18 protein-coding genes are annotated in these 19,960 nt (G+C 32.2%); 13 read left to right on the top strand and 5 right to left on the bottom strand.

What is annotated here, in order from left to right; all coding sequences use genetic code 11:
* Both AMD28_RS03495 and AMD28_RS03490 read left to right on the top strand, forming a co-directional pair.
* Positions 1–640: PorP/SprF family type IX secretion system membrane protein (locus tag AMD28_RS03495; protein WP_055442770.1), on the top strand; the 640-nt coding region annotated here is incomplete at its 5' end.
* Positions 641–659: 19 nt separating this feature from the next.
* Entirely contained in the window at positions 660–2,573 is a 1,914-nt protein-coding gene (locus AMD28_RS03490) for an OmpA family protein (protein ID WP_055442769.1), read from the top strand.
* A gap of 152 nt (positions 2,574–2,725) precedes the next feature.
* On the opposite strand, the gene AMD28_RS03485 is transcribed toward AMD28_RS03490, so the two are convergent.
* Both AMD28_RS03485 and AMD28_RS03480 read right to left on the bottom strand, forming a co-directional pair.
* Positions 2,726–4,270, bottom strand: coding sequence for an Rne/Rng family ribonuclease (locus AMD28_RS03485; protein ID WP_055442768.1), 1,545 nt, complete (start codon positions 4,268–4,270; stop codon positions 2,726–2,728).
* Positions 4,271–4,713: 443 nt separating this feature from the next.
* On the bottom strand, positions 4,714–5,004 hold the full coding sequence (locus tag AMD28_RS03480) for an HU family DNA-binding protein (protein WP_055442767.1): 291 nt from the start codon (positions 5,002–5,004) through the stop codon (positions 4,714–4,716).
* A gap of 135 nt (positions 5,005–5,139) precedes the next feature.
* Here AMD28_RS03480 and mutY point away from each other — a divergent pair, with 135 nt between their 5' ends.
* From mutY to gldD, 4 genes are all read left to right on the top strand, one after another.
* Positions 5,140–6,180: an A/G-specific adenine glycosylase gene (mutY, locus tag AMD28_RS03475; protein ID WP_055442766.1), complete on the top strand. Its 1,041-nt coding sequence runs from the start codon at positions 5,140–5,142 to the stop codon at positions 6,178–6,180.
* Between the two features lie 225 nt (positions 6,181–6,405).
* The gene (locus AMD28_RS03470; RefSeq protein ID WP_055442765.1) at positions 6,406–6,870 is read left to right on the top strand and encodes a single-stranded DNA-binding protein; all 465 of its coding nucleotides are present in this window, start codon (positions 6,406–6,408) and stop codon (positions 6,868–6,870) included.
* Between the two features lie 22 nt (positions 6,871–6,892).
* On the top strand, positions 6,893–8,197 hold the full coding sequence (locus AMD28_RS03465; protein WP_055442764.1) for a gliding motility-associated protein GldE: 1,305 nt from the start codon (positions 6,893–6,895) through the stop codon (positions 8,195–8,197).
* A gap of 153 nt (positions 8,198–8,350) precedes the next feature.
* Positions 8,351–8,926 (top strand): gliding motility lipoprotein GldD, encoded by a 576-nt coding sequence (gldD, locus tag AMD28_RS03460; protein WP_055442763.1) that lies wholly within the window; start codon positions 8,351–8,353, stop codon positions 8,924–8,926.
* 46 nt (positions 8,927–8,972) lie between these two features.
* Here the strand turns inward: gldD and AMD28_RS03455 are convergent, their stop codons facing one another.
* Positions 8,973–9,503 carry a cation transporter gene (locus AMD28_RS03455; RefSeq protein WP_055442762.1) on the bottom strand — a complete coding sequence of 177 codons (531 nt, stop codon included), beginning with the start codon at positions 9,501–9,503 and terminating at the stop codon, positions 8,973–8,975.
* Positions 9,504–9,601: 98 nt separating this feature from the next.
* Here AMD28_RS03455 and AMD28_RS03450 point away from each other — a divergent pair, with 98 nt between their 5' ends.
* Complete coding sequence (locus tag AMD28_RS03450) at positions 9,602–10,498, top strand: DMT family transporter (protein WP_055442761.1); 897 nt, start codon at positions 9,602–9,604, stop codon at positions 10,496–10,498.
* A gap of 136 nt (positions 10,499–10,634) precedes the next feature.
* On the opposite strand, the gene AMD28_RS03445 is transcribed toward AMD28_RS03450, so the two are convergent.
* Positions 10,635–12,698, bottom strand: a complete 2,064-nt coding sequence (locus AMD28_RS03445) for a M16 family metallopeptidase (protein WP_055442760.1) — start codon at positions 12,696–12,698, stop codon at positions 10,635–10,637.
* 19 nt (positions 12,699–12,717) lie between these two features.
* Positions 12,718–14,037, bottom strand: coding sequence for a M16 family metallopeptidase (locus tag AMD28_RS03440; RefSeq protein ID WP_055442759.1), 1,320 nt, complete (start codon positions 14,035–14,037; stop codon positions 12,718–12,720).
* 184 nt (positions 14,038–14,221) lie between these two features.
* Here AMD28_RS03440 and AMD28_RS03435 point away from each other — a divergent pair, with 184 nt between their 5' ends.
* The 6 genes from AMD28_RS03435 (at position 14,222) to AMD28_RS03410 (ending at position 19,929) form a co-directional block, all read left to right on the top strand.
* Positions 14,222–14,677, top strand: coding sequence for a DUF4199 domain-containing protein (locus AMD28_RS03435; RefSeq protein WP_055442758.1), 456 nt, complete (start codon positions 14,222–14,224; stop codon positions 14,675–14,677).
* Positions 14,678–14,774: 97 nt separating this feature from the next.
* A complete protein-coding gene (rplU, locus tag AMD28_RS03430; protein WP_055442757.1) occupies positions 14,775–15,413 on the top strand; it encodes a 50S ribosomal protein L21 in 639 nt (212 codons plus the stop codon).
* A gap of 41 nt (positions 15,414–15,454) precedes the next feature.
* Positions 15,455–15,715, top strand: coding sequence for a 50S ribosomal protein L27 (rpmA, locus tag AMD28_RS03425; protein ID WP_055442756.1), 261 nt, complete (start codon positions 15,455–15,457; stop codon positions 15,713–15,715).
* Between the two features lie 281 nt (positions 15,716–15,996).
* Positions 15,997–17,508, top strand: a complete 1,512-nt coding sequence (locus AMD28_RS03420) for a sodium/pantothenate symporter (protein WP_055442755.1) — start codon at positions 15,997–15,999, stop codon at positions 17,506–17,508.
* Positions 17,483–18,988: a class I adenylate-forming enzyme family protein gene (locus AMD28_RS03415; RefSeq protein ID WP_083478226.1), complete on the top strand. Its 1,506-nt coding sequence runs from the start codon at positions 17,483–17,485 to the stop codon at positions 18,986–18,988. Before AMD28_RS03420 ends, AMD28_RS03415 begins: the two co-directional genes overlap by 26 nt.
* Before the next feature lie 71 nt (positions 18,989–19,059).
* Complete coding sequence (locus AMD28_RS03410; protein ID WP_161804614.1) at positions 19,060–19,929, top strand: alpha/beta fold hydrolase; 870 nt, start codon at positions 19,060–19,062, stop codon at positions 19,927–19,929.
* Positions 19,930–19,960: the final 31 nt, after the last annotated feature.

Raw genomic sequence — 19,960 nt, 5'->3', positions numbered from 1 at the left:
GACAGTAAGAGAAACAAATGCTTATGCAGATTTCTCATATACTTTACCAATGGGAGCTGATAATAAATTAGCCTTTGGTTTAAAAGCAGGAGCTACATTTCATGATATTGGATTAAGTGAGTTAGTGTTAACAGATGCTGATGATGATCTTTTTCAAGATATCAATGAAGTAACACCTAATATTGGAGCGGGAGTTTATTTTTATAAACCAAACAAATATTATATCTCTGCTTCTATGCCAAATATTTTAAATGCAACACATTTAGATGCTAATGGTTTAAATATAGGGTCAGAAACACAACACTTATTTGCTGCTGCCGGTTATGTATTTAATTTATCTGAAAACTTTAAATTAAAACCACACGCTTTACTAAAAACAGCATTTGATGCTCCTTCAAGTTTCGATGTAAATGCAAATGTATTTATGTATGATATCGTTGAAGTAGGAGTAGGATATCGTTTAGAAGATTCTTTTAGTGGTATGATCAACTTTATGGTAACACCTCGTTTAAGAATTGGATATGCTTATGATGCTATTCAATCCGACTTGAACTACACAACTAGTTCATCACATGAGGTATTTATTAATTTCGACATTGCGTTTCCAAAACGTGTATCTCGTTCACCTCGTTACTTCTAATCCCTTAAGCTAAAGAATTATGAAAAACTTTAAAATATATATTACATTACTATTATTGAGTAGCTTAAGTTTAACTGCTCAAAATAAATCTACTAGTACTGCAGACAAGCACTTTTCTAGATTCGATTTCAATAAAGCTATTGAGTCTTATCAAAAATTAGTGGAAAAAGGAAATGCAGACGAGTATGTTTACAAGCGATTGGCAGAATCAAACTTCAATATTTTTAATACGGTTGAAGCTGAAAAATGGTACGCAAAAGCATTGGAGACTTCTCAAGATCCAGAAACAATGATTAACTACGTACAAATGCTTAAGGCAAATGGTAAGTATGATAAATCAAACCAATGGATGACTAAATTTGCTAGTATGAGACCAGCAGATGTTAGAGCTATCGCTTTTAACGAGAACCCAGATTATCTTCCTAAAATATTAGAAAAAGGAAAGAAATTCAATGTACAGAATTTAGAAATTAATTCAAAAGTTTCTGATTTTGGAGGAACGCTTAAAAACGGAAAACTGTATATTACTTCAGCAAGAAATAATGCAAGAAGAGAATATGGTTGGAACGAACAACCTTTTTTAGATCTATATGAATTTACTGTGGAAGATGACGGTACCTACCAAAACGAAAGTTTATTAGGTAATGATATAAACACAAAATATCATGAAGGCGTTGTTGCTTTTAGCCCTGATGGAAATACCATGTATTTTTCTAGAGAGAGTTTTTATGAAAAACAATATCAAAAAGATTCTTTATCTAACACAAGATTTAGTGTATTAAATTTATTTAAAGCTACTAAATCTGGAAGCGATTGGTCAAACGTGCAACCATTACCTTTTAATAGTAATAACTACAATACAGATCATCCTTCTGTAAGTGCAGATGGTAAAACACTTTACTTTACTTCAGATATGCCTGGAGGATTTGGTCAAGGAGATATTTATAAAACAACTATTAATAGTGATGGTAGTTTTGGTGAAGCAAAAAACCTTGGACAAAAAATCAATACAGAAGGTCGTGAAATGTTTCCATTTATAAGTGATAATGGAACCTTGTACTTATCTTCAGATGGACATTTAGGTCTTGGTGGTTTAGATGTTTTCTATACCAAAGAAATAGATGGTAAAATGTCTAAAATACGTAACGTAGGGCTTCCAGTAAATAGTAATGCAGACGATTTTGCTTTTAGTATTAACGAAGAGTCTGGCGACGGATTTATTTCTTCTAACAGAGAAGGAGGAAAAGGAAGTGATGATATTTACGGAATTAAAAAATTACAACCTTTATGTGATGTTGAAATTACTGCTGCGGTAACAGATAATAAAACAGGCGAAATTTTAGTTGGCGCGATGGCAACTTTATATGATGCTAAAGGAAATAAAATAGCTTCTAAGCCTACAAACGCTGAAGGTATTGCAGAATTCATTATAGAGTGTGATACAGAGACAGAGTTAGAAGTAACTATGGATGAATACGAAAGTAATAGATTAAGCATTAAAGGTACCGATGAAGAAGAATTAGCAGTTGCTATAGCTTTAGATCCTATTGAAAAACTAATTGTTGCAGATCGTGTAGAGTTAGATCCTATTTATTTTGACTTTGACAAATCTAACATTACAGCAAGAGCTGCTTTTGAGTTGGATAAACTAGTACAAATAATGAACAAATACCCAGACATGGTTATTAATGCTAAATCGCATACAGATAGTAGAGGTCCTAGTTCTTATAACGAAAGATTATCTAACAGAAGAGCACAAACTACAGTGCAATATGTAATATCTAAAGGTATTGATGCTGCACGAATTTCTGGAGCAGGTAAAGGAGAAAGCGAACCAGCAGTTAATTGTGGTACAGGTTGTACAGAAGAAGATCACCAATTAAATAGACGTAGTGAGTTTATTATTGTAAGTGGTGGACCAAACAACCAATAGTATAAAATAAGTAATAAAATAAGCTTAAAAACCACCTCTATTGAGGTGGTTTTTTTATGGTCTAATTTTAAATATTGTAGCCCTTTTTATTATTTAATAAAAAGGTATAAAAACAAAAAAGCCTTACTTTTTATAAAGTAAGGCTTTTTTAATTATTTAATTTGTTTATCATCTTTATCAAAAAAATGATATTCTAAATACGTGTAAGCATCTCTTGGTAAAATTTTCACCCATTTTTTATGTTCAAAAAACCATTTTGAACGTATAGATGGAAAACCTTTTGTTAAAAAGGCTGCTATAAAAGGATGTGTGTTTAAGGTCACCTTGGTATAGTCTTTTTTAAATAGTTGTTCCATATCATGTTTGATCTTTGGAACAATATTTATTGGAGCTTCAACTTCAACGCCATTTATACCATCAGGATTATCCTCTCTGGTTTTAATGTTCATTTCTGGTCTTACTCTTTGTCTGGTTATTTGTATCAATCCAAATTTGCTTGGAGGTAATATTTTATGTTTAGCTCTATCATCTTTCATTTCATCACGTAGATGATTGAAAAGCTTTTTTCTGTGTTCAGCAGTATTTAGGTCAATAAAATCAACAACAATAATTCCGCCCATATCACGTAAACGCAATTGTCTGGCCATTTCTGTTGCTGCAATTAAATTAACTTCAAGTGCTGTGTCCTCTTGGGAATTTGCTTTATTAGAGCGATTTCCACTATTTACATCTACAACATGAAGCGCTTCGGTATGTTCTATTACCAAATATGCTCCTTTTGCCATGGAAACAGTTTTTCCAAAAGAGGTTTTAATTTGTCTTTCTACTCCAAATTTTTCAAATATTGGAACGTTTGACTGATACAATTTAACTATCGATTCTTTTTTTGGTGCAATTAGTTGCACATAATCTTTAATCTGCATATAAAGCGCTTCATCATCCACATGAATGCCCGTAAAGGAGTCATTAAATATGTCTCGTAAAATAGAGGAAGCTTTATTCATCTCTCCTAATACTTTACTTGGATGTTGTGCTTTATGTAGCTTTTTACACATTGCGGTCCAACGACCAATCAAATTTTGTAAATCTTTGTCTAGTTCAGCTACTTTTTTGCCTTCTGCTACTGTACGTATTATTACACCAAAACCTTTTGGAGTAATACTTTTAACCAGGCGTTTTAGTCTTTCCTTCTCTTCTTTACTTTCTATTTTTTGAGAAATAGAAATACGATCAGAAAAAGGTACTAAAACAATATATCTACCAGCAATAGAAAGCTCAGAGCTTATTCTAGGGCCTTTTGTAGATATTGGTTCTTTTACAATTTGTACGAGTAACGATTGATTTGACTTTATAACGTTAGCAATGCTTCCGTTTTTGTCAATATCTTTTTCAAATGGGAAATTCTTTAATGAAAAATCATTTAGTTTACCTGTGCTTACACTTTTTGTGAATTTTAAAAGGGAAGGTAGTTTTGGTCCTAAATCATGATAATGCAGAAATGCATCTTTCTCATAACCTACATTAACAAATGCAGCATTTAAACCAGGAACGGCTTTTCTTGTTTTGGCAATAAACACATCACCAACAGAAAAATCGTTACTATCTTCATCTTTTTGTAATTCAATAAGTTTTCCATCTTTTAATAAGGCAAAATCAACGTGGTTGGAACTAGATCTAATGATCAATTCTTTATCCATTTTGTTAATTTTTATCCATACGCTTTAGTTAATAGTTAAGATTTTTAAGTTAGAAGTTGAAAATCTTTTCAGAATAACAACCAGCAACAAAAAACCAATAACTAACAACCAAATTATACAGATGGATTATACATTATTTATTCTAATCATAGTTAAAATTAACTATGCTAAATCTAACTATGATTAGAAATCACAGGATTTTTTTAAATCCGTGGAGTCCAAACTACGCAAGGTAATACGTGTTTTTATAGAACTCATTTCAAAGAACGTTTGCTATAAACTAAAAAAGTAGCTATTAACTACTTTTTTAATCTATTTCTTCTTTTTGTGTCGATTAGCGCGTCTTCTTTTTTTACGCTTATGCGTAGCAACCTTGTGTCTTTTGCGTTTTTTACCACTTGGCATAAGTTTGATTTTTTTTAAATTAGTATTATTTTAGCGTCTTACTTAACGTCTACATTTGTTTTCACTCCTTCTACAAATACTTTAGCAGGTTTAAATGCTGGAATATTATGAGCAGGTATTTTTATAGTTGTATTCTTAGAAATATTTCTACCAGTTTTTTCAGCTCTTGTCTTAATGATGAAGCTTCCAAATCCTCTTAGGTATACATTATCTCCACCTTCTAAAGAAGTTTTTACTTCTTCCATAAAAGTTTCAACTGTTGCTTGAACATCTCCTTTTTCAATTCCTAATTTCTCAGAAATTTTTGCTACTAAATCAGCCTTAGTCATTCTCTATTATTTTTAATTATTGTAATCAGTTATTAAGGGATGCAAATATAGGAATTAAAATTTCAATATTTCAAACCTAATTGACTTAAATTTAACCTAATAAACGTTTATTTTTGCAGATACTATATATAATAAATGACTATAAATAAAACTTTAACACATTGGTACTCAGTAAATAAGAGGGATTTACCATGGCGAAGAACTACCAATCCGTACTTTATATGGTTGTCTGAAATCATTTTACAACAAACAAAAGTAGAGCAAGGATTACCTTATTATGAAGCTTTTGTTACTAATTTTCCAACAATTTTTGATCTTGCAAGTGCAAATGAGAGCGATGTTTTGAAATTATGGCAAGGTTTGGGCTATTATTCTAGAGCTAGAAACTTGCATGCAACGGCAAAACATATTGTAGAAGAACTGGATGGTGCGTTCCCTAATAATTATAAAGATTTATTAAAACTGAAAGGAGTTGGCGATTATACCGCTAGTGCCATTGCTTCTATTTGCTTTAATGAGGTTTGTGCTGTTGTAGATGGTAATGTATATAGATCCTTTTCTAGATATTTTGGAATTGCTACTCCTATTAATAGTTCTCAAGGTCAAAAGGAGTTTAAAGCTTTAGCGCAAAAATTAATTGACAAAGATGATCCTGCCGAGTTTAACCAGGCTATTATGGAATTTGGAGCAAGACAATGCAAACCAAAAAATCCGGATTGTACTATTTGTCCGTTACAAAATAGTTGTGTTGCTTTACAAAAGAACCTAATTACCGAGTTGCCTGTTAAGAAAAAGAGCTTAAAACCTAAAAAGAAGCATTTTAATTTTTTAGTGCTCGTTTCAGCAGATGGAAAAACCATTTTAGAAAAAAGAGAAGGAAAAGGTATTTGGCAAAACCTATATCAGTTTCCTTTAATAGAGAGTAATGAGGTAATGGATTTTAATGCGATGTCTTTGCAGTTAAAAAAGCACGATATAATAAATGGTGCTTCCTATAAGTTGTCCTTATATAATGAAGAGGCAATTATTCATAAATTATCCCATCAGCATTTGCATACTAAGTTTTGGGTTATAGAAATGGATACGCTTGCTATTAATGGGGTTTTAGTTAGTAAATTAAAAGATTATCCTGTTCCTGTATTACTTTCCAACTTTATGGAAAATTTTAATTTTTAAAGGTTTAGACTATAACCTGTGTCTTTATTGTTTGTTTTTTATTGGTCACATGGTGCTTCCATATTAATCATTCCTTTAGGTATTTTAAGCATGTTATGGAAGTTTCATATTTTTTTATTAATTTTAAGTTTATCAATTGCAAAAGCGTAATTTTGTAGATTAAATTCCTCTAGATTTTGTTTTAAAAAACGAATAGGAATTTCTTAATTATAAAAATTAGATATTATGTCAGGTACATTAAATAAAGTAATGCTAATTGGGCATTTAGGAGATGAAGTAAAAATGCATTATTTTGAAGGTGGAGGTTGCGTTGGTCGTTTTCCTATTGCTACAAATGAAACCTATACTAATAAGCAAACCAATGAACGTGTTACTAATACCGAATGGCATAATGTTGTGGTACGTAATAAAGGTGCCGAAATTTGCGAAAAATATCTAAGCAAAGGAGATAAAGTATATATAGAAGGTAGAATTAAAACTAGAAAATGGCAAGACGAAAGTGGTAACGATCGTTTTTCTACTGAAATACAATGTAACGACTTTACTTTTTTAACTACAAAAAATGATAGTGGTGCTGCAAATAGTGGTCAGCCACAACAACAACAACAACAACAACAAAAGCCGCAAGTAGCACAACCGAGTGCTAACCAGCCAAAGGTAGAAGAAGGTAATGATGATCTACCCTTTTAACGTTTAACTAAAATTATAATCCTTGGACCTTGAACCCACGAGTTTTTTATTAATAAATTTAGCCATTGATTTTTCAATTGTAAGTGGTTTTGTGCTCTTATTTGTACTCTTGCTTTGTTCTGCATTAATCTCTGGAGCAGAAGTTGCTTTTTTTTCCTTAACAGATTCGGATATAGAAGAAGGTTTAGAGCAAAACCTGAAACCAATCAAGATCATTTCCTATTTATTAGAAAAACCAAAAAAATTATTAGCAACCATACTTGTCGCTAATAATTTTATAAATATTGCAATCGTAATTTTGTTTGCTTATTTGGGGAACTTTATGTTTGAAAGTATAGAGTCTTCGGCTTTAAAATTTATTTTAGAAGTTGTTTTAGTTACCTTTTTAATATTGCTATTTGGTGAAATCTTACCTAAGGTATATGCGATTAGGAACAAATTGAAGTTTGCTACACTTATGGCATATCCGTTACGTTTTTTAGATGTTGTTTTTTCGCCAATAAGTTTGCCTATGCGAAGTGTTACGTTAGCAATAAACAATAAGTTTGCTAAACAAAAATCGAATCTAAGTGTAGATCAACTTTCACAAGCTTTAGAGCTAGCAAGCGATGAAGATACCACCAAAGATGAACAAAAAATACTACAAGGTATTGTCTCTTTTGGAAATACAGATACCAAGCAGGTAATGCGACCAAGAATAGATATTTTCGCATTAAATGTAGAGCAAAAATATGCAGACATCATTCCGGAGATCATTAAAAATGGCTATTCTAGAATTCCTGTATATCAAGATAATATTGATACTGTTGTTGGCGTTTTATACGTTAAGGACTTGTTGCCTTTTATAGATAGAAAGCAATTAGATTGGAAAACCTTATTACGCGAACCATTCTTTGTGCCAGAAAATAAAAAGCTGGATGATTTAATGGCAGAATTTCAAGAAAAGAAAGTACATTTAGCGGTGGTTGTAGATGAATATGGCGGAACTTCTGGGCTTATTTCTTTAGAAGATATTATTGAAGAAATTGTTGGAGATATTAGTGATGAGTTTGATGATGAAGGATTGGTTTACTCAAAATTGGATGATAAAAACTATGTTTTTGAAGGCAAAACAGCATTAAAAGATTTTTATAAAGTTATTCGGTTGGATGAATATGTTTTTTTTGAAAATAATAAAGGTGAAGCGGAAACTGTTGCTGGCTTTGTTTTAGAAATATCTAGAAGTTTCCCAAAAGTAAATAGTAAAATACTTTTTGAAGATTACATTTTTACAATTGAAGCATTAGATAAAAAAAGAATTACAAGAGTTAAAGTAACCCTTCCTTAATAATTAAAAAGCGTCCATTTGCAAGTCTCTTTTTTAAATGAGAATATTAGGCAAAACGAGATTAATAATATATATAACTCATTCTTGATACGGAAGAGGAAGGATTGAATGGGTGTACAATGTCATCAATAAAGAACAATAGATAATAAACACATGAAACAGTTTTTAGTTTTACTTATCGTACTTATATGTTTTTCCTGCGGAAAGGATGCAACTCCAAAACCAGAAGCAAAACTGCGTTTAGAATATCCAGCAGCTAGTTATACCGAAACTAATTTCAAGATGCCTTTTACTTTCGAAAAAAACGCATTAGCAACCAATGTGAAAACAAGAAAATTAAGTGGTAGCGATAGTTATGGTATAGATTTAGAGTATCCAGCTTTAAAAGGAACCATTTACTTAACGTATAAGTCTATAAATAAAAGTGAAGAGAAATTAATTTCTTATTTGCGTGATGCACAGAATTTCACACAAGAACACACACAAAAAGCAGATGAAATTTTTAGTGATTTGTTTGAGAATCCTAAAAACAAAGTGTACGGAATGTTTTACGAAGTAGGAGGTAACGCAGCATCACAATCGCAATTTTATGTGACAGATAGCACCGATCATTTTTTAACAGGCTCTTTGTATTTTTATACAAAACCTAATTTCGATTCTATTCTTCCTGCGGCAAGCTATTTAAAAAAGGATATTAAACATATCATGGAAACGATTACTTGGAAATAAAAAAAGCTTCTCTATGAGAAGCTTTTTTTATTTTAATTGGGTATGATTACGCTTTAGCCTTATCAGCACAACACGCTTTCTTGCAATCTTTAGAGCAAGCTGCCTTTTCTGCATCTGTTTTGTTTGCGCAACATGCTTTCTTGCAATCTGCTGCACAAGCTGTTTTCTTATCTGTAGATACTTCTGCTTTTTTTCCTGTAAAAGACTCTACCGTTTTCATTTCTTTAACCGTATAAGTTTCACCAACTTTAGTTACTGTTTCTTCTAAAGAAGTAGTAGTAACTTTAGCGTTGTCGTATTCTACCATTGCTAATTTTTTGTCGTAATCTACTTTTGCAGATTTTACACCTTCCATTTTAGCTAATTTCTTTTCAATCGTTCTTGCACAACCAATAGCGCAAGTCATACCTTCTATAGTAAACTCTGCTTTTGCATACGTTGCATTTGGATCTAATTCTGCTTTTGCGGTTTCTACAGCAGTCTCTACAGTAACTACTTCTGCTTTTGTTTCGTTTTTACAACTAAATGCTGCTAAGGCAATTACAGCTATTGCTGCTATTTTTTTTATTTGTTTCATCGTATAAGTTTTTATTATTCAACTGTTTGCAAATCTAATAATTATTTGCTGTTAATTGTGTTAAAAAGTAGCACTTTTGTAGTACTAAAAAAGGAAGTATGTTTCAGGAAAATAAAAAATGGATCTATCTTATTGTTTTATCGCTAATTTGGGGAACTTCATTTATACTTATTAAAAAGGCGCTTATAGGTTTAGATCCTTATCAATTAGGTGCTTTAAGAACAATAATTACTGGCTTATTTTTATTTGCTGCAGGTTATAAAACTATAAAAACAATTAAAAAAGAGGATTGGAAATGGATTGCTATTTCAGGTTTTTTCGGATCGTTTATTCCAGCTTTTTTCTTCGCTATAGCAGAAACAGAAATTGATAGTGCCGTGGTGTCTGTGTTAAATTCTTTAGTGCCTTTAAACACTATATTACTAGGTTTTGCTGTTTTTAAAATAGCTTCTACAAAAAGACAGGTTTTAGGAGTTATTGTTGGTTTTATAGGTACTGCCATATTGATTTTAAAAGGAGCTGCTTTAAATCCGGAACAAAACTATATGTATGCTGGTTTTATAGTTTTTTCTACTTTTATGTATGCGGTAAATGTGAATATTATAAAAAGGTATTTACAAGATGTTAAACCTTTGGCAATTGCAACAGGGAACTATGTTGTTATTTTTATTCCAGCCATTATTGTTTTATTGTTTACTGGTTTTTTTAGCGAAGCGACGTTTAGTAAGCCTGAGTTAGGAATGTCTGTGTTTTATGTTACGCTATTGTCCTTTTTTGGTACTGCTTTGGCTAAAGTGCTTTTTAATACATTGGTTCAAATTTCCACTCCCGTTTTTGCTTCTTCTGTTACCTATGTTATGCCAATTGTAGCTTTAGTTTGGGGTGTTTTGGATGGCGAAGGTTTTAGTTTACTACAAGCTTTTGCTTCTGGTATAATACTAATAGGTGTTTATTTATCACAAAAAAAAGCTGGTGGTAAATCCGTTTCAAAATAATGCGCATAAAAAAACCGAAGCAGTTAAGCTTCGGTTTTAATTTTTTATAGGATGTCATTTTGAATGTAGTAGAAAAATCTAATTGGTAAATGATGAATAGATTTCTCCACTTTGGTTGCAATGACAATTGTTTTAATTAGTTAAAATCGGCATCGGTAACCCCTTCGTTTACTTTGATTTCTTTTACAATGAAATCAAATTTACGTGGTCCATTTGTTTGTCCGATTTTAAACGGGAATTTTATACCAGATATTTCTTGGTATTCTGTTAAGTAGGTTGAAGCAGAACCCATTGGAGATGTTTTTTCAACTTTTATTTTTAATCCAGTTTCTACACTGTAAAAGTTTGTTTGCGTATCAGAAATTTTAATTCTGTAAGCTTTTTCTCCGTCAATATCTTCAATTTTTTCTAAAGTAACTCCGCTCTTTAAGTAGTTTACTTCTGGAAATGGAGAACCTTCTTCTTGTGTGGTCTTCACTTCTTCCGGGCTCATTTCAGAACGTTGTCCTTGTTGTACTTTGTAACCAGCTTCACCGTCAACAACTGTTTTCATCATAGATTGTCCCATAGCAAAAATTTCTGTTGCAAATTGGTCTTTAGATGTTTTCTTCATTTCTAGAAGCATCATCATACCTGGTTGTAATTCCGCTTCAGCAGTCATAAAAACAGAGTTTACTTTGTCTAAATTAGTTTTTCCACCAATAGCATCAATATACTTGTTAAGCACCGAGTTTGCATCTACATCACTTGGCATCTCTATATTGTAGTTCGGTTTTTCAACTTGATTCGCATATGCATCATAATATTTGATTGGCACATTGCTTCCGTTAAAGGTTACTTTTTCTAAATTTTCTAGCACTTCGCTACCTTTTCCAATGACAACAATTCTAGCGCTTTCTGTACCAAAGTATTTGTTTGCTACTCTTTGTACATCTTCTATAGTAACTGCTTTTATCTTTTCTAAATAGGTAGTATAAAAGTCTTTTGGTAAATCGTTTAGTTTTATGTTTAACGCATAACGAGCAATATTTTGAGGATTCTCTAAAGCTAATACAAAGTCACCAAGATATTTTGCTTTTGCATTTTCTAAAGCTTGTGTAGAAACAGGTTCTTCTTTTATACGTTTAATTTCTTTTAAAGTTTCAACAACAGCACTGTCTGTTACTGCATTACGAACTGCTGCTCCAGCTTTAAAACGAGATACGTATTTATCTGAACCTACACTAGAACGCGCACCATAAGTATACCCATGAGCTTCACGAAGATTCATATTTAAGTAACTGTTAAAACCACCACCTAATATTTTATTAGCGATTAAAACAGCATGGTAATCTGGATCGTTCATTTTTAAATCTACATTACTCGTTAAAGAAATGTTAGACTGTACCGCATTTGGCATATCCACAAAATTGATTTGTGTGTATTTTACATTTGGCATTGCTTCTGGCACTGTAGAAACCACTTTTAGATTGCTTTCCCAAGTAGAAAAGTAGTTTCTAATTTGTCTTTCAATAGTGGTGTAATCTACATCACCAACTACTACTAAATATGCATTGGAAGGTGCGTAGTATCTTTCGTAAAAAGTTTTAACATCTTTTAAAGTTATTTTACCAATAGTTTCTTCGGTTACAAACTCTCCGTAAGGATGATGTGTACCATAAGCTAAAGCGCTACCAACACGGCTAGCAACAGCATCTACACTTTTTTTGTTTGATTTTAAACCTTCAATAGCTTTCTCTTTTTCTTTTTGAAATTCTTCTTCTGTTAATAAAGGATTTTTAACAGCATCTGACATTAGATTTAGAATTCTATCTGAATATTTAGATAGTGAACTTGCGTAACCACCATTAGATCTAAAGCTCATTCTAGCTCCTAAAAAGTCTATTTCTTCATTGAAGGCATCTTTAGTAATGGTTGTTGTTCCGTTTCCTAACATACTTCCTAATATTCCAGATACACCAGCGATGTCTCCTTCTTTAATGGGTTTATTGTCTATGGATAAGCTGTAAGAAACACGAGGTAATTTATGGTTTTCTACAACAAGTACTTTTAAACCGTTTGGTAATTCAAATTCTCCAGGTACTTCTAATGCGATTTTTGGAGCTGGTCCTGCTTTTGGTTGTTTTGATCTATCTATTTGCGCTTGTAGGCCAATTGACATTAAAAACAATGATAATATGGTAAATATTTTTGTTTTCATTTTATATGAATTTAATTTTTTATTGCTCTTTTTCTTCTGGTAAATATTCCATTTCTAATCGTTGATTAGCGTTTAGGTATTTTTTTGCTACCGCTTGAATATCTTCTCTAGTAATAGATCTATAGATTTCAATTTCTTTATTAATTAAAGCGGTGTCACCATATAACATGTAATATGTTGCTAGGGATCCTGCAATACCTTCTACGCCAGAATTGGAGTTTACAAACTGGTTTTCCGATTTGTTTTGAAGTTTTTGGTAGTCTCTTTCTGAAATCAATTCATTTTGAACTTTCACAATTTCTTCATCTATTTCTTTAAGTAAATCTTCAAGTTTAACATCACCTAAAGGCATTCCGTATAAAATATAAGTTCCATAATCTTCTTGACTGTTATTAAATGCTCCAACTTGTAGTGCCATTTTTTTCTCGTCCACTAATTTTTTATATAATATAGAACTCTTTCCACTACTTAAATAAGTAGACAACATATCTAACGCATAAGCGTCTTTATCTTTCATTGAAGGTGTTCTGTACGCAGCTACAATTGCAGGTATTTGAATGTTGCTATCGTAAGCAGTTGCTTTAATAGGAGTTGTAATTGGGTCTTCTTTAGGGAAGTTTCTAGTGATTTCTTCTCCTCTAGGAATTGGTCCAAAATAATCTTGAATCATTTTTTTCACAGCAGGAACATCTATATCTCCAGCAACCACTAAAACAGCGTTGTTTGGTACATAGAATTTCTTATTGAATGCTTGAAACTCTTCTAAAGTAGCAGCGTCTAAATGTGACATTTCTCCAATAGTTGTCCATCTGTAAGGGTGTTTTTTAAACATGTTTTTCTTTACATTTTCAAAAAACTTACCATATGGAGAGTTGTCTACACGTAAACGTTTTTCTTCTTTAACAACTTCGTTTTGTGTGTCGACACCAACTTGATTAATAATAGGATGCATTAATCTTTCCGATTCCATCCATAAACCAAGTTCTACACTGTTAGAAGGAAATACTTCGTAGTAATACGTTCTGTCGTCTGTGGTGTTGGCATTGTTGCTTCCTCCATTAGAGGTAACTATGTTAAACCAATCTCCTCTTTTAATGTTTTCTGTACCTTCGAATAAAAGGTGTTCAAAAAAGTGAGCAAAACCAGTACGTTCTGGGTTTTCATCTTTTGCACCTACATGATACATTACAGAGGTTGTTACTACAGGAGCAGAGTTGTCTTTATGTAAGATAACGTGCATGCCGTTATCTAAATCGTACTCTTCATACTTAACTTCTTGAGCAGTTGCTGTTAAGCCAGCGAAACATAAAGAAGCTAAAGCTAAAATGTGTTTTTTCATTGTGTCTTTGGTTTATATAATTTTAATGATTTGTCCTTAACTATTAGGAATAGTTACAGAATTTCAAAAGTAATATTTATAAATATTTTTAACGTTAACAATATCAAAAAGTTAGTATTAAATTATATTAATTGAAAATTTTTCACGAAATTTAAAAGAGTATAACCCTTAAAGCTTTATTGATATGAATTCTTCTTCATCTGTAGCTGTTAAATATGGCGTTTTTACAACTATAGCGCTTATAGCATATTTTTTAATTATTAAATTGTTAGGACTGCATACCAATCCCTGGTTTAGAATGGTAAACGGATTATTTATGGCCTACGGAATTTATGTTGCTATTAAAAGGTATAAATCCATATCTGGGGGAGATTTTAATTATACAAACGGTTTTAAAGTTGGATTAATTACTGGTTTTATTGCAACCTTCCTTTTTGCCTTATTTATGGGGGTTTACATGTTTCATATAGATGTAGATTTTATGAATACCTTATTAAAAGATTGGTTTCATAATAGTGATTATGGCGGCGGAATTTTAATCTTTGTAATTCTGGTAGAGGGTTTAGCATCTTCAACAATTTTAACACTGACTTTCATGCAGGTTTTAAAAAACAGCACAAAAGTTGTTCAAAAGCAATAAAACGTTTGTAGTTTAATTAATTAGCAGTATATTTGCATCCGTTTTCTAAGGAAAATGAGATTATTTTATATAAATTAATTAATAAAAACGTTACGCTATGTACGCAATTGTAGAGATAGCAGGGCATCAATTCAAAGTTGAAAAAGACCAAAAAGTTTTTGTTAACCGTTTAGCATCAGAAGAAGGAAAGACAATGTCTTTCGATAATGTTCTTTTAATTGCAGATGGTAGCAATGTAACTGTAGGCGCCCCAGCTATAGATGGAGCACAAGTAAGTGTGAAAATCTTAAAGCACCTTCAAGGTGATAAAGTTATTGTTTTCAAAAAGAAAAGAAGAAAAGGTTACCGTGTAAAGAATGGACACAGACAAGCCTTAACTGAAATCGTGATTGAGAGCATTGTAGCTTCAGGAGCTAAAAAAGCTGCTCCAGCTAAAAAAGCTGCCGCTCCAAAGGCAGAAGCAAAACCAGCTGCTAAAAAAGCAACAGGTAAAGCAGATGATTTAAAGAAAGTTGAAGGTATTGGACCTAAAATTGCTGAAACATTAGTAGAAGCTGGAATCGCGACTTTCGCAGATTTAGCTAAAACAGATGCAGCAAAAATTTCTGAAATCATTGCAGGTGTTCGTGGTAGTCACGTAACAGATACTTGGCCAGCACAAGCTAAATTAGCTGCTGATGGTAAGTGGGACGAGCTTAAAAAATGGCAAGACGAATTAGATGGTGGTAAAGCTTAATTGCGAAACTACTGAAGTATAACAAATAAAACCTTAAGACAATGGCTCATAAAAAAGGAGTTGGTAGTTCGAAGAATGGTAGAGAATCAGAATCAAAACGTTTAGGCGTGAAGATATTTGGTGGACAAGCTGCTATTGCTGGAAATATCATATTAAGACAAAGAGGTAATACGCATCACCCAGCGGAGAACGTATACCAAGGAAAAGATCATACTTTACACGCTAGAGTAGATGGTCTTGTAAAATTCACTAAAAAAAGAAACAATAGATCTTATGTATCTATTGAGCCTTTCGAAGTTTAAGAATTTTATAAATCCTTAAAAATTTAAAACACCTTTACTTATCTAATAAGTAAAGGTGTTTTTTTATGCGCTATATTTAAAAAAGATAAAATGGAATACTAATAATATTCCTGTAATAATAGTTGTTGTTATAAAAGTCACATAATCTATTTTTGTATATAATACAATGTGTTTGGTTATTTCTGTGTTTTAATTTATAAAAGTCATACCTTTATTAAGATGAATATTTGAAATCAAAATAATATAAAGTTTGTTATTTGTTTTTAAAGACAAAAATAGAAATGATAGCATCAGACAAGTTAGTGACTTATATGTGGATTTTATTAGCAGTGTATGCTGCAGTAATATTATTTTTCGTCATACGTGGCGCTCGAAAAAACACAAGCATAAAAGATTATGCCGTTGGTAATATAGGTTTCCCTTCTTGGGTAGTTGGTTTGTCTTTGGCAGCTTCCATGACAAGTGCTGCAACCTTTATTATTAATCCCGGATTTATAGCGCTATACGGAATTTCTGGAGTAATCTCTTTCGCAGTTGTATTACCTATTGCTGCATTTCTATCGCTAATTGTTTTTACCAAAGGTTTTGTAAAGCAAGGGAATTCTGTGAAAGCCACAACCATGGCGCAATGGATAGGGAAACGGTATAAAAGTAAAAGCTATGCGTTTTTCTTCGGTATTATAGCGCTCTTACTCATTACTTTTATCGTACTAATTAATGTAGGATTAACACAGGTTATTTCTAAATCCCTAAATGCAGATCCTTTTTATGTACTTATGGGAATTACCGTATTTGTATTTGGTTATATGATGTTTGGTGGCGCAAACTCTATGGTGTATACCAATACTATTCAGGCGATTATTATGTTTGTTGTAGCTATTATTTTAATTAGTTCTGGATCTGAATATTTTACAGATGGTATTTCTGGTTTCTTCGATAAATTAAATGCCATAGACCCTAATCTTACCAAACCTACAAACCCATCAAGCTTTCTTTTTCGTGATTATTTTGAAATTATTTTCACCCAAATAGTAATTGGTGTTGCCATTGTTTGTCAGCCACACATTATTACAAAATCCTTATTATTAAAAGATTCTTCAAAAATAAACACCTATTTGTTTAGCGGGATTGCTTTTATGATTGTTTTCTTTTTAGTCGTGATTGTTGGTTTGTATGCTCGAATTAGTTTTCCTGACTTTATGGTCAATGGTGAAAAATTACGAATGGATGAAATTATACCAACCTACGTAGTTACTAAGTTTTCTGTTGGTATTGGATTAGTAATTGTTGTGGGTTTAATTTCTGCAGGATTATCCACTTTAGAAAGCTTAATACAATCGTTGTCTATTACCATTACTTCAGATATCATCAATCCTTTGTTTAAGGATAGGTTTACCGAAAAAACAATTTCAATCAATAAAGCAGTTATTGTTGTCCTTGGCGTTGTGAGCTTTTTATTAAGTTGGCAACAAATTAAAAACCCAGACGTTAGTGTGGCTATTTTTGCTCAAAACGGAGTCTATGCTTACTTTGCGGCTGCTTTTGTTCCTGTTTTGTTTGGAACATTTTTAGATAATGTTTCTTTAAGGGCTGTTTTTATAGCAAGTATTACGGCAATAGTAGTACATTTTGGTATTTACTACGGAAGAATAACACCGTACATGCAAGAACCGGTTAATAATCCAGGGGTTTCTGCGGCAATAGGAATAATAACATCCCTAGTAATTGGTTACATTATATATAAAATAGATTTTAATAAAGAAGCAAGTGGACGCACTAGATTGGACAGCTAAATGGGCAGATTATACGCCCGATAAAATTGCATTAACATCGTATGACACTAATATCAGTTATACGTATAACGACTTGCATGTCTATGCCAATCGGTTAATCCATAAATTCACCGAGCTTCATTTGGAAGAAGGCGATAGAATCGCTGTTTTGGCAGAGCATAGCCTAGAATATATGGTGCTCTTTGTGGCTTGCCAGCGTATGGGTTTGGTAATGGTTCCTTTAAATTATCGCTTGCCGGTAAATGAAATAGCAAAACTTCTTGTAGACTGTACGCCTTGTTTATTTATATATAATAAAAACCATCAGGATAAATTAGGGCAATTACCACTAGAAAAGATACAGACAATCTCTGTGGACAAACTAGAACACTTTTTTCAAAATGAAGAAAATCATGCAGTAAAAACCTATTCTATTAAAGAGGATAATGCCTTATTTATATTTTATACTTCGGGAACTACAGGTGCGCCAAAAGGTGTTATTTATACCAATAAAATGTTATTTTGGAATAGCTTAAATACATCGATGCAGTTGGGGATTACCTTTCGAGATTCCACAATAAATACCTTGCCGCCGTATCATACATCTGGATGGAATGTTTTTATAACGCCACTTTTGCATAAAGGAGCACATATTGGTATGTTAGAAAAGTTTGATGCCGAAAACATATTATGCCTTTTAGAACGCAACAAAACGACTTTGTTTATGGCTTTGCCAACCATGCTATTAATGATGCAAAAAACGGATGTTTTTAAAAATGTCAACCTAGAAAAAATGCGTTACATTATTTCTGGTGGAGAAAAAGTGCCATCCGAACTTGTTTCTTTCTGGAAAACTGAAAAAAATATTTACATAAGACCAGGCTATGGTTTAACCGAAGCTGGACCAAGTATTACTTCTTTACATCATAAAATGGCAGTGCTTAAACCAAATTCTATAGGAAAGCCTAATTTTTATTTAGATCTAAAAATTGTGAATGCAAAAGGAGAGGCCGTTAAAACAAATGAAGTTGGCGAACTCTGTATTAAAGGAAATATTGTAACTCCAGGTTATTGGAATAATTCCGTTAAAACCAGCAGCAAAATAAAAAAAGGATGGCTGTTTACTGGCGACTTTGCATATAGTGATGAAGAAGGGTTTTTGTATATGAAAGGCCGTAAAAACGACATGTATATTTCTGGTGGAGAAAATATTTATCCGCAAGAAATTGAGGTGCAGTTGGAATTAATAAATGGAATAAAAAAAGCAGTAGTTTTAAGTGTGAAGGATGAAAAATGGGGAGAATGCGGCATAGCGTTTGTAACCACAGAAAACGAAGATCTTTCCGTAATTGCAATTCGGGAAGTTTTAAAAAAGAATCTGGTAGCTTTTAAGCATCCAAAACATCTGTTTGTTTTAGATGAAATTCCGCTAACCAGTTTGGGTAAAGTTTCTAGAAAGAAATTATATAATTATTTTAATACTATTAAATCAGAACAATGAAAAGACTTACGCTATTATTTATTTTCACTTTAATTAGCACCATTATGTTTTCGCAAAAACCGGATAGACTTATGAAAGAAATAATTTCTCAATATGATTTTAAATCGCATGCTGTACTGATTGACAGTTCAGAAATAAGCTATATTAAAGAAGGGATTGGTGAAAAAACGTTGTTGTTTGTACATGGATTAAGTAGTAATTCGGATGCATGGTCTGAAAATATAAAGGATTTAAAAGAACACTACACCTGCGTTGCTTTGGATTTACCAGGATACGGAAGATCCTCTAAACCTGAAGTAGATTATACGCCAACGTACTTCGCTGAAATTTTACATAAATTCATTGCGGAATTAGAATTGAAAAACGTGGTTCTTGTTGGACATTCTATGGGCGGACAAGCAAGTATTAAACTAGCGACTTCTTATGCAACAGATATTGAAAAACTAATTTTGATTGCTCCAGCAGGTTTAGAACAGTTTTCTGAAGCTGGCGCTAATATGCTAAAAAGTTTTTTCACTGTCGATATGGTGAAAAACACAACAGACGAACAAATTGAAAAAAACTATGCCTTAAACTTTTACCAGTTGCCAGAAGAAACTTCAAGAATGATTGCGGATAGAAAACAAATTAAATTTGCTACAGATTTTGATGCACATTGTACCGCTATTGTCAATAGTATTTCAGGAATGCTAAACGATCCGGTGTATGCAGATTTAGAAAGTATTACAAAAAAGACATTAGTTGTTTTTGGTAATAAAGACATGCTTATTCCTAATCGTTATTTAAATCCCACCTTAACTATTGAAGATGTTGGTGAAATAGCTTCCCAAAAAATAAAGGAAGTAAAAGTCGCGTATGTAGAGGATGCTGGTCATTTTGTGCAATTTGAAAAACCGATAGAAGTTAATCAGCTTATTCAACAATTTGTGGATGCTAATTAATACAAAATAGATCTAATAATTATTTAATTTC

It is taken from the genome of Lacinutrix himadriensis (genome assembly GCF_001418105.1).
GTDB classification, from domain to species: Bacteria; Bacteroidota; Bacteroidia; order Flavobacteriales; family Flavobacteriaceae; genus Oceanihabitans; species Oceanihabitans himadriense.
Note: the sequence above shows the minus strand (reverse complement) of the source record. Positions and strands in the feature narration are given on the sequence as shown.

Bases quoted from the DNA above. Each gene is read 5' to 3' on its own strand.
- AMD28_RS03470 (WP_055442765.1), top strand. From the start codon at position 6,406: ATGTCAGGTACATTAAATAAAGTAATGCTAATTGGGCATTTAGGAGAT.
- AMD28_RS03435 (WP_055442758.1), top strand. From the start codon at position 14,222: ATGAATTCTTCTTCATCTGTAGCTGTTAAATATGGCGTTTTTACAACT.
- mutY (WP_055442766.1), top strand. From the start codon at position 5,140: ATGACTATAAATAAAACTTTAACACATTGGTACTCAGTAAATAAGAGG.
- AMD28_RS03445 (WP_055442760.1), bottom strand. From the start codon at position 12,698: ATGAAAACAAAAATATTTACCATATTATCATTGTTTTTAATGTCAATT.
- AMD28_RS03480 (WP_055442767.1), bottom strand. From the start codon at position 5,004: ATGACTAAGGCTGATTTAGTAGCAAAAATTTCTGAGAAATTAGGAATT.
- AMD28_RS03490 (WP_055442769.1), top strand. From the start codon at position 660: ATGAAAAACTTTAAAATATATATTACATTACTATTATTGAGTAGCTTA.
- rplU (WP_055442757.1), top strand. From the start codon at position 14,775: ATGTACGCAATTGTAGAGATAGCAGGGCATCAATTCAAAGTTGAAAAA.
- rpmA (WP_055442756.1), top strand. From the start codon at position 15,455: ATGGCTCATAAAAAAGGAGTTGGTAGTTCGAAGAATGGTAGAGAATCA.
- AMD28_RS03455 (WP_055442762.1), bottom strand. From the start codon at position 9,503: ATGAAACAAATAAAAAAAATAGCAGCAATAGCTGTAATTGCCTTAGCA.
- gldD (WP_055442763.1), top strand. From the start codon at position 8,351: ATGAAACAGTTTTTAGTTTTACTTATCGTACTTATATGTTTTTCCTGC.
- AMD28_RS03410 (WP_161804614.1), top strand. From the start codon at position 19,060: ATGAAAGAAATAATTTCTCAATATGATTTTAAATCGCATGCTGTACTG.
- AMD28_RS03450 (WP_055442761.1), top strand. From the start codon at position 9,602: ATGTTTCAGGAAAATAAAAAATGGATCTATCTTATTGTTTTATCGCTA.
- AMD28_RS03485 (WP_055442768.1), bottom strand. From the start codon at position 4,270: ATGGATAAAGAATTGATCATTAGATCTAGTTCCAACCACGTTGATTTT.
- AMD28_RS03420 (WP_055442755.1), top strand. From the start codon at position 15,997: ATGATAGCATCAGACAAGTTAGTGACTTATATGTGGATTTTATTAGCA.
- AMD28_RS03440 (WP_055442759.1), bottom strand. From the start codon at position 14,037: ATGAAAAAACACATTTTAGCTTTAGCTTCTTTATGTTTCGCTGGCTTA.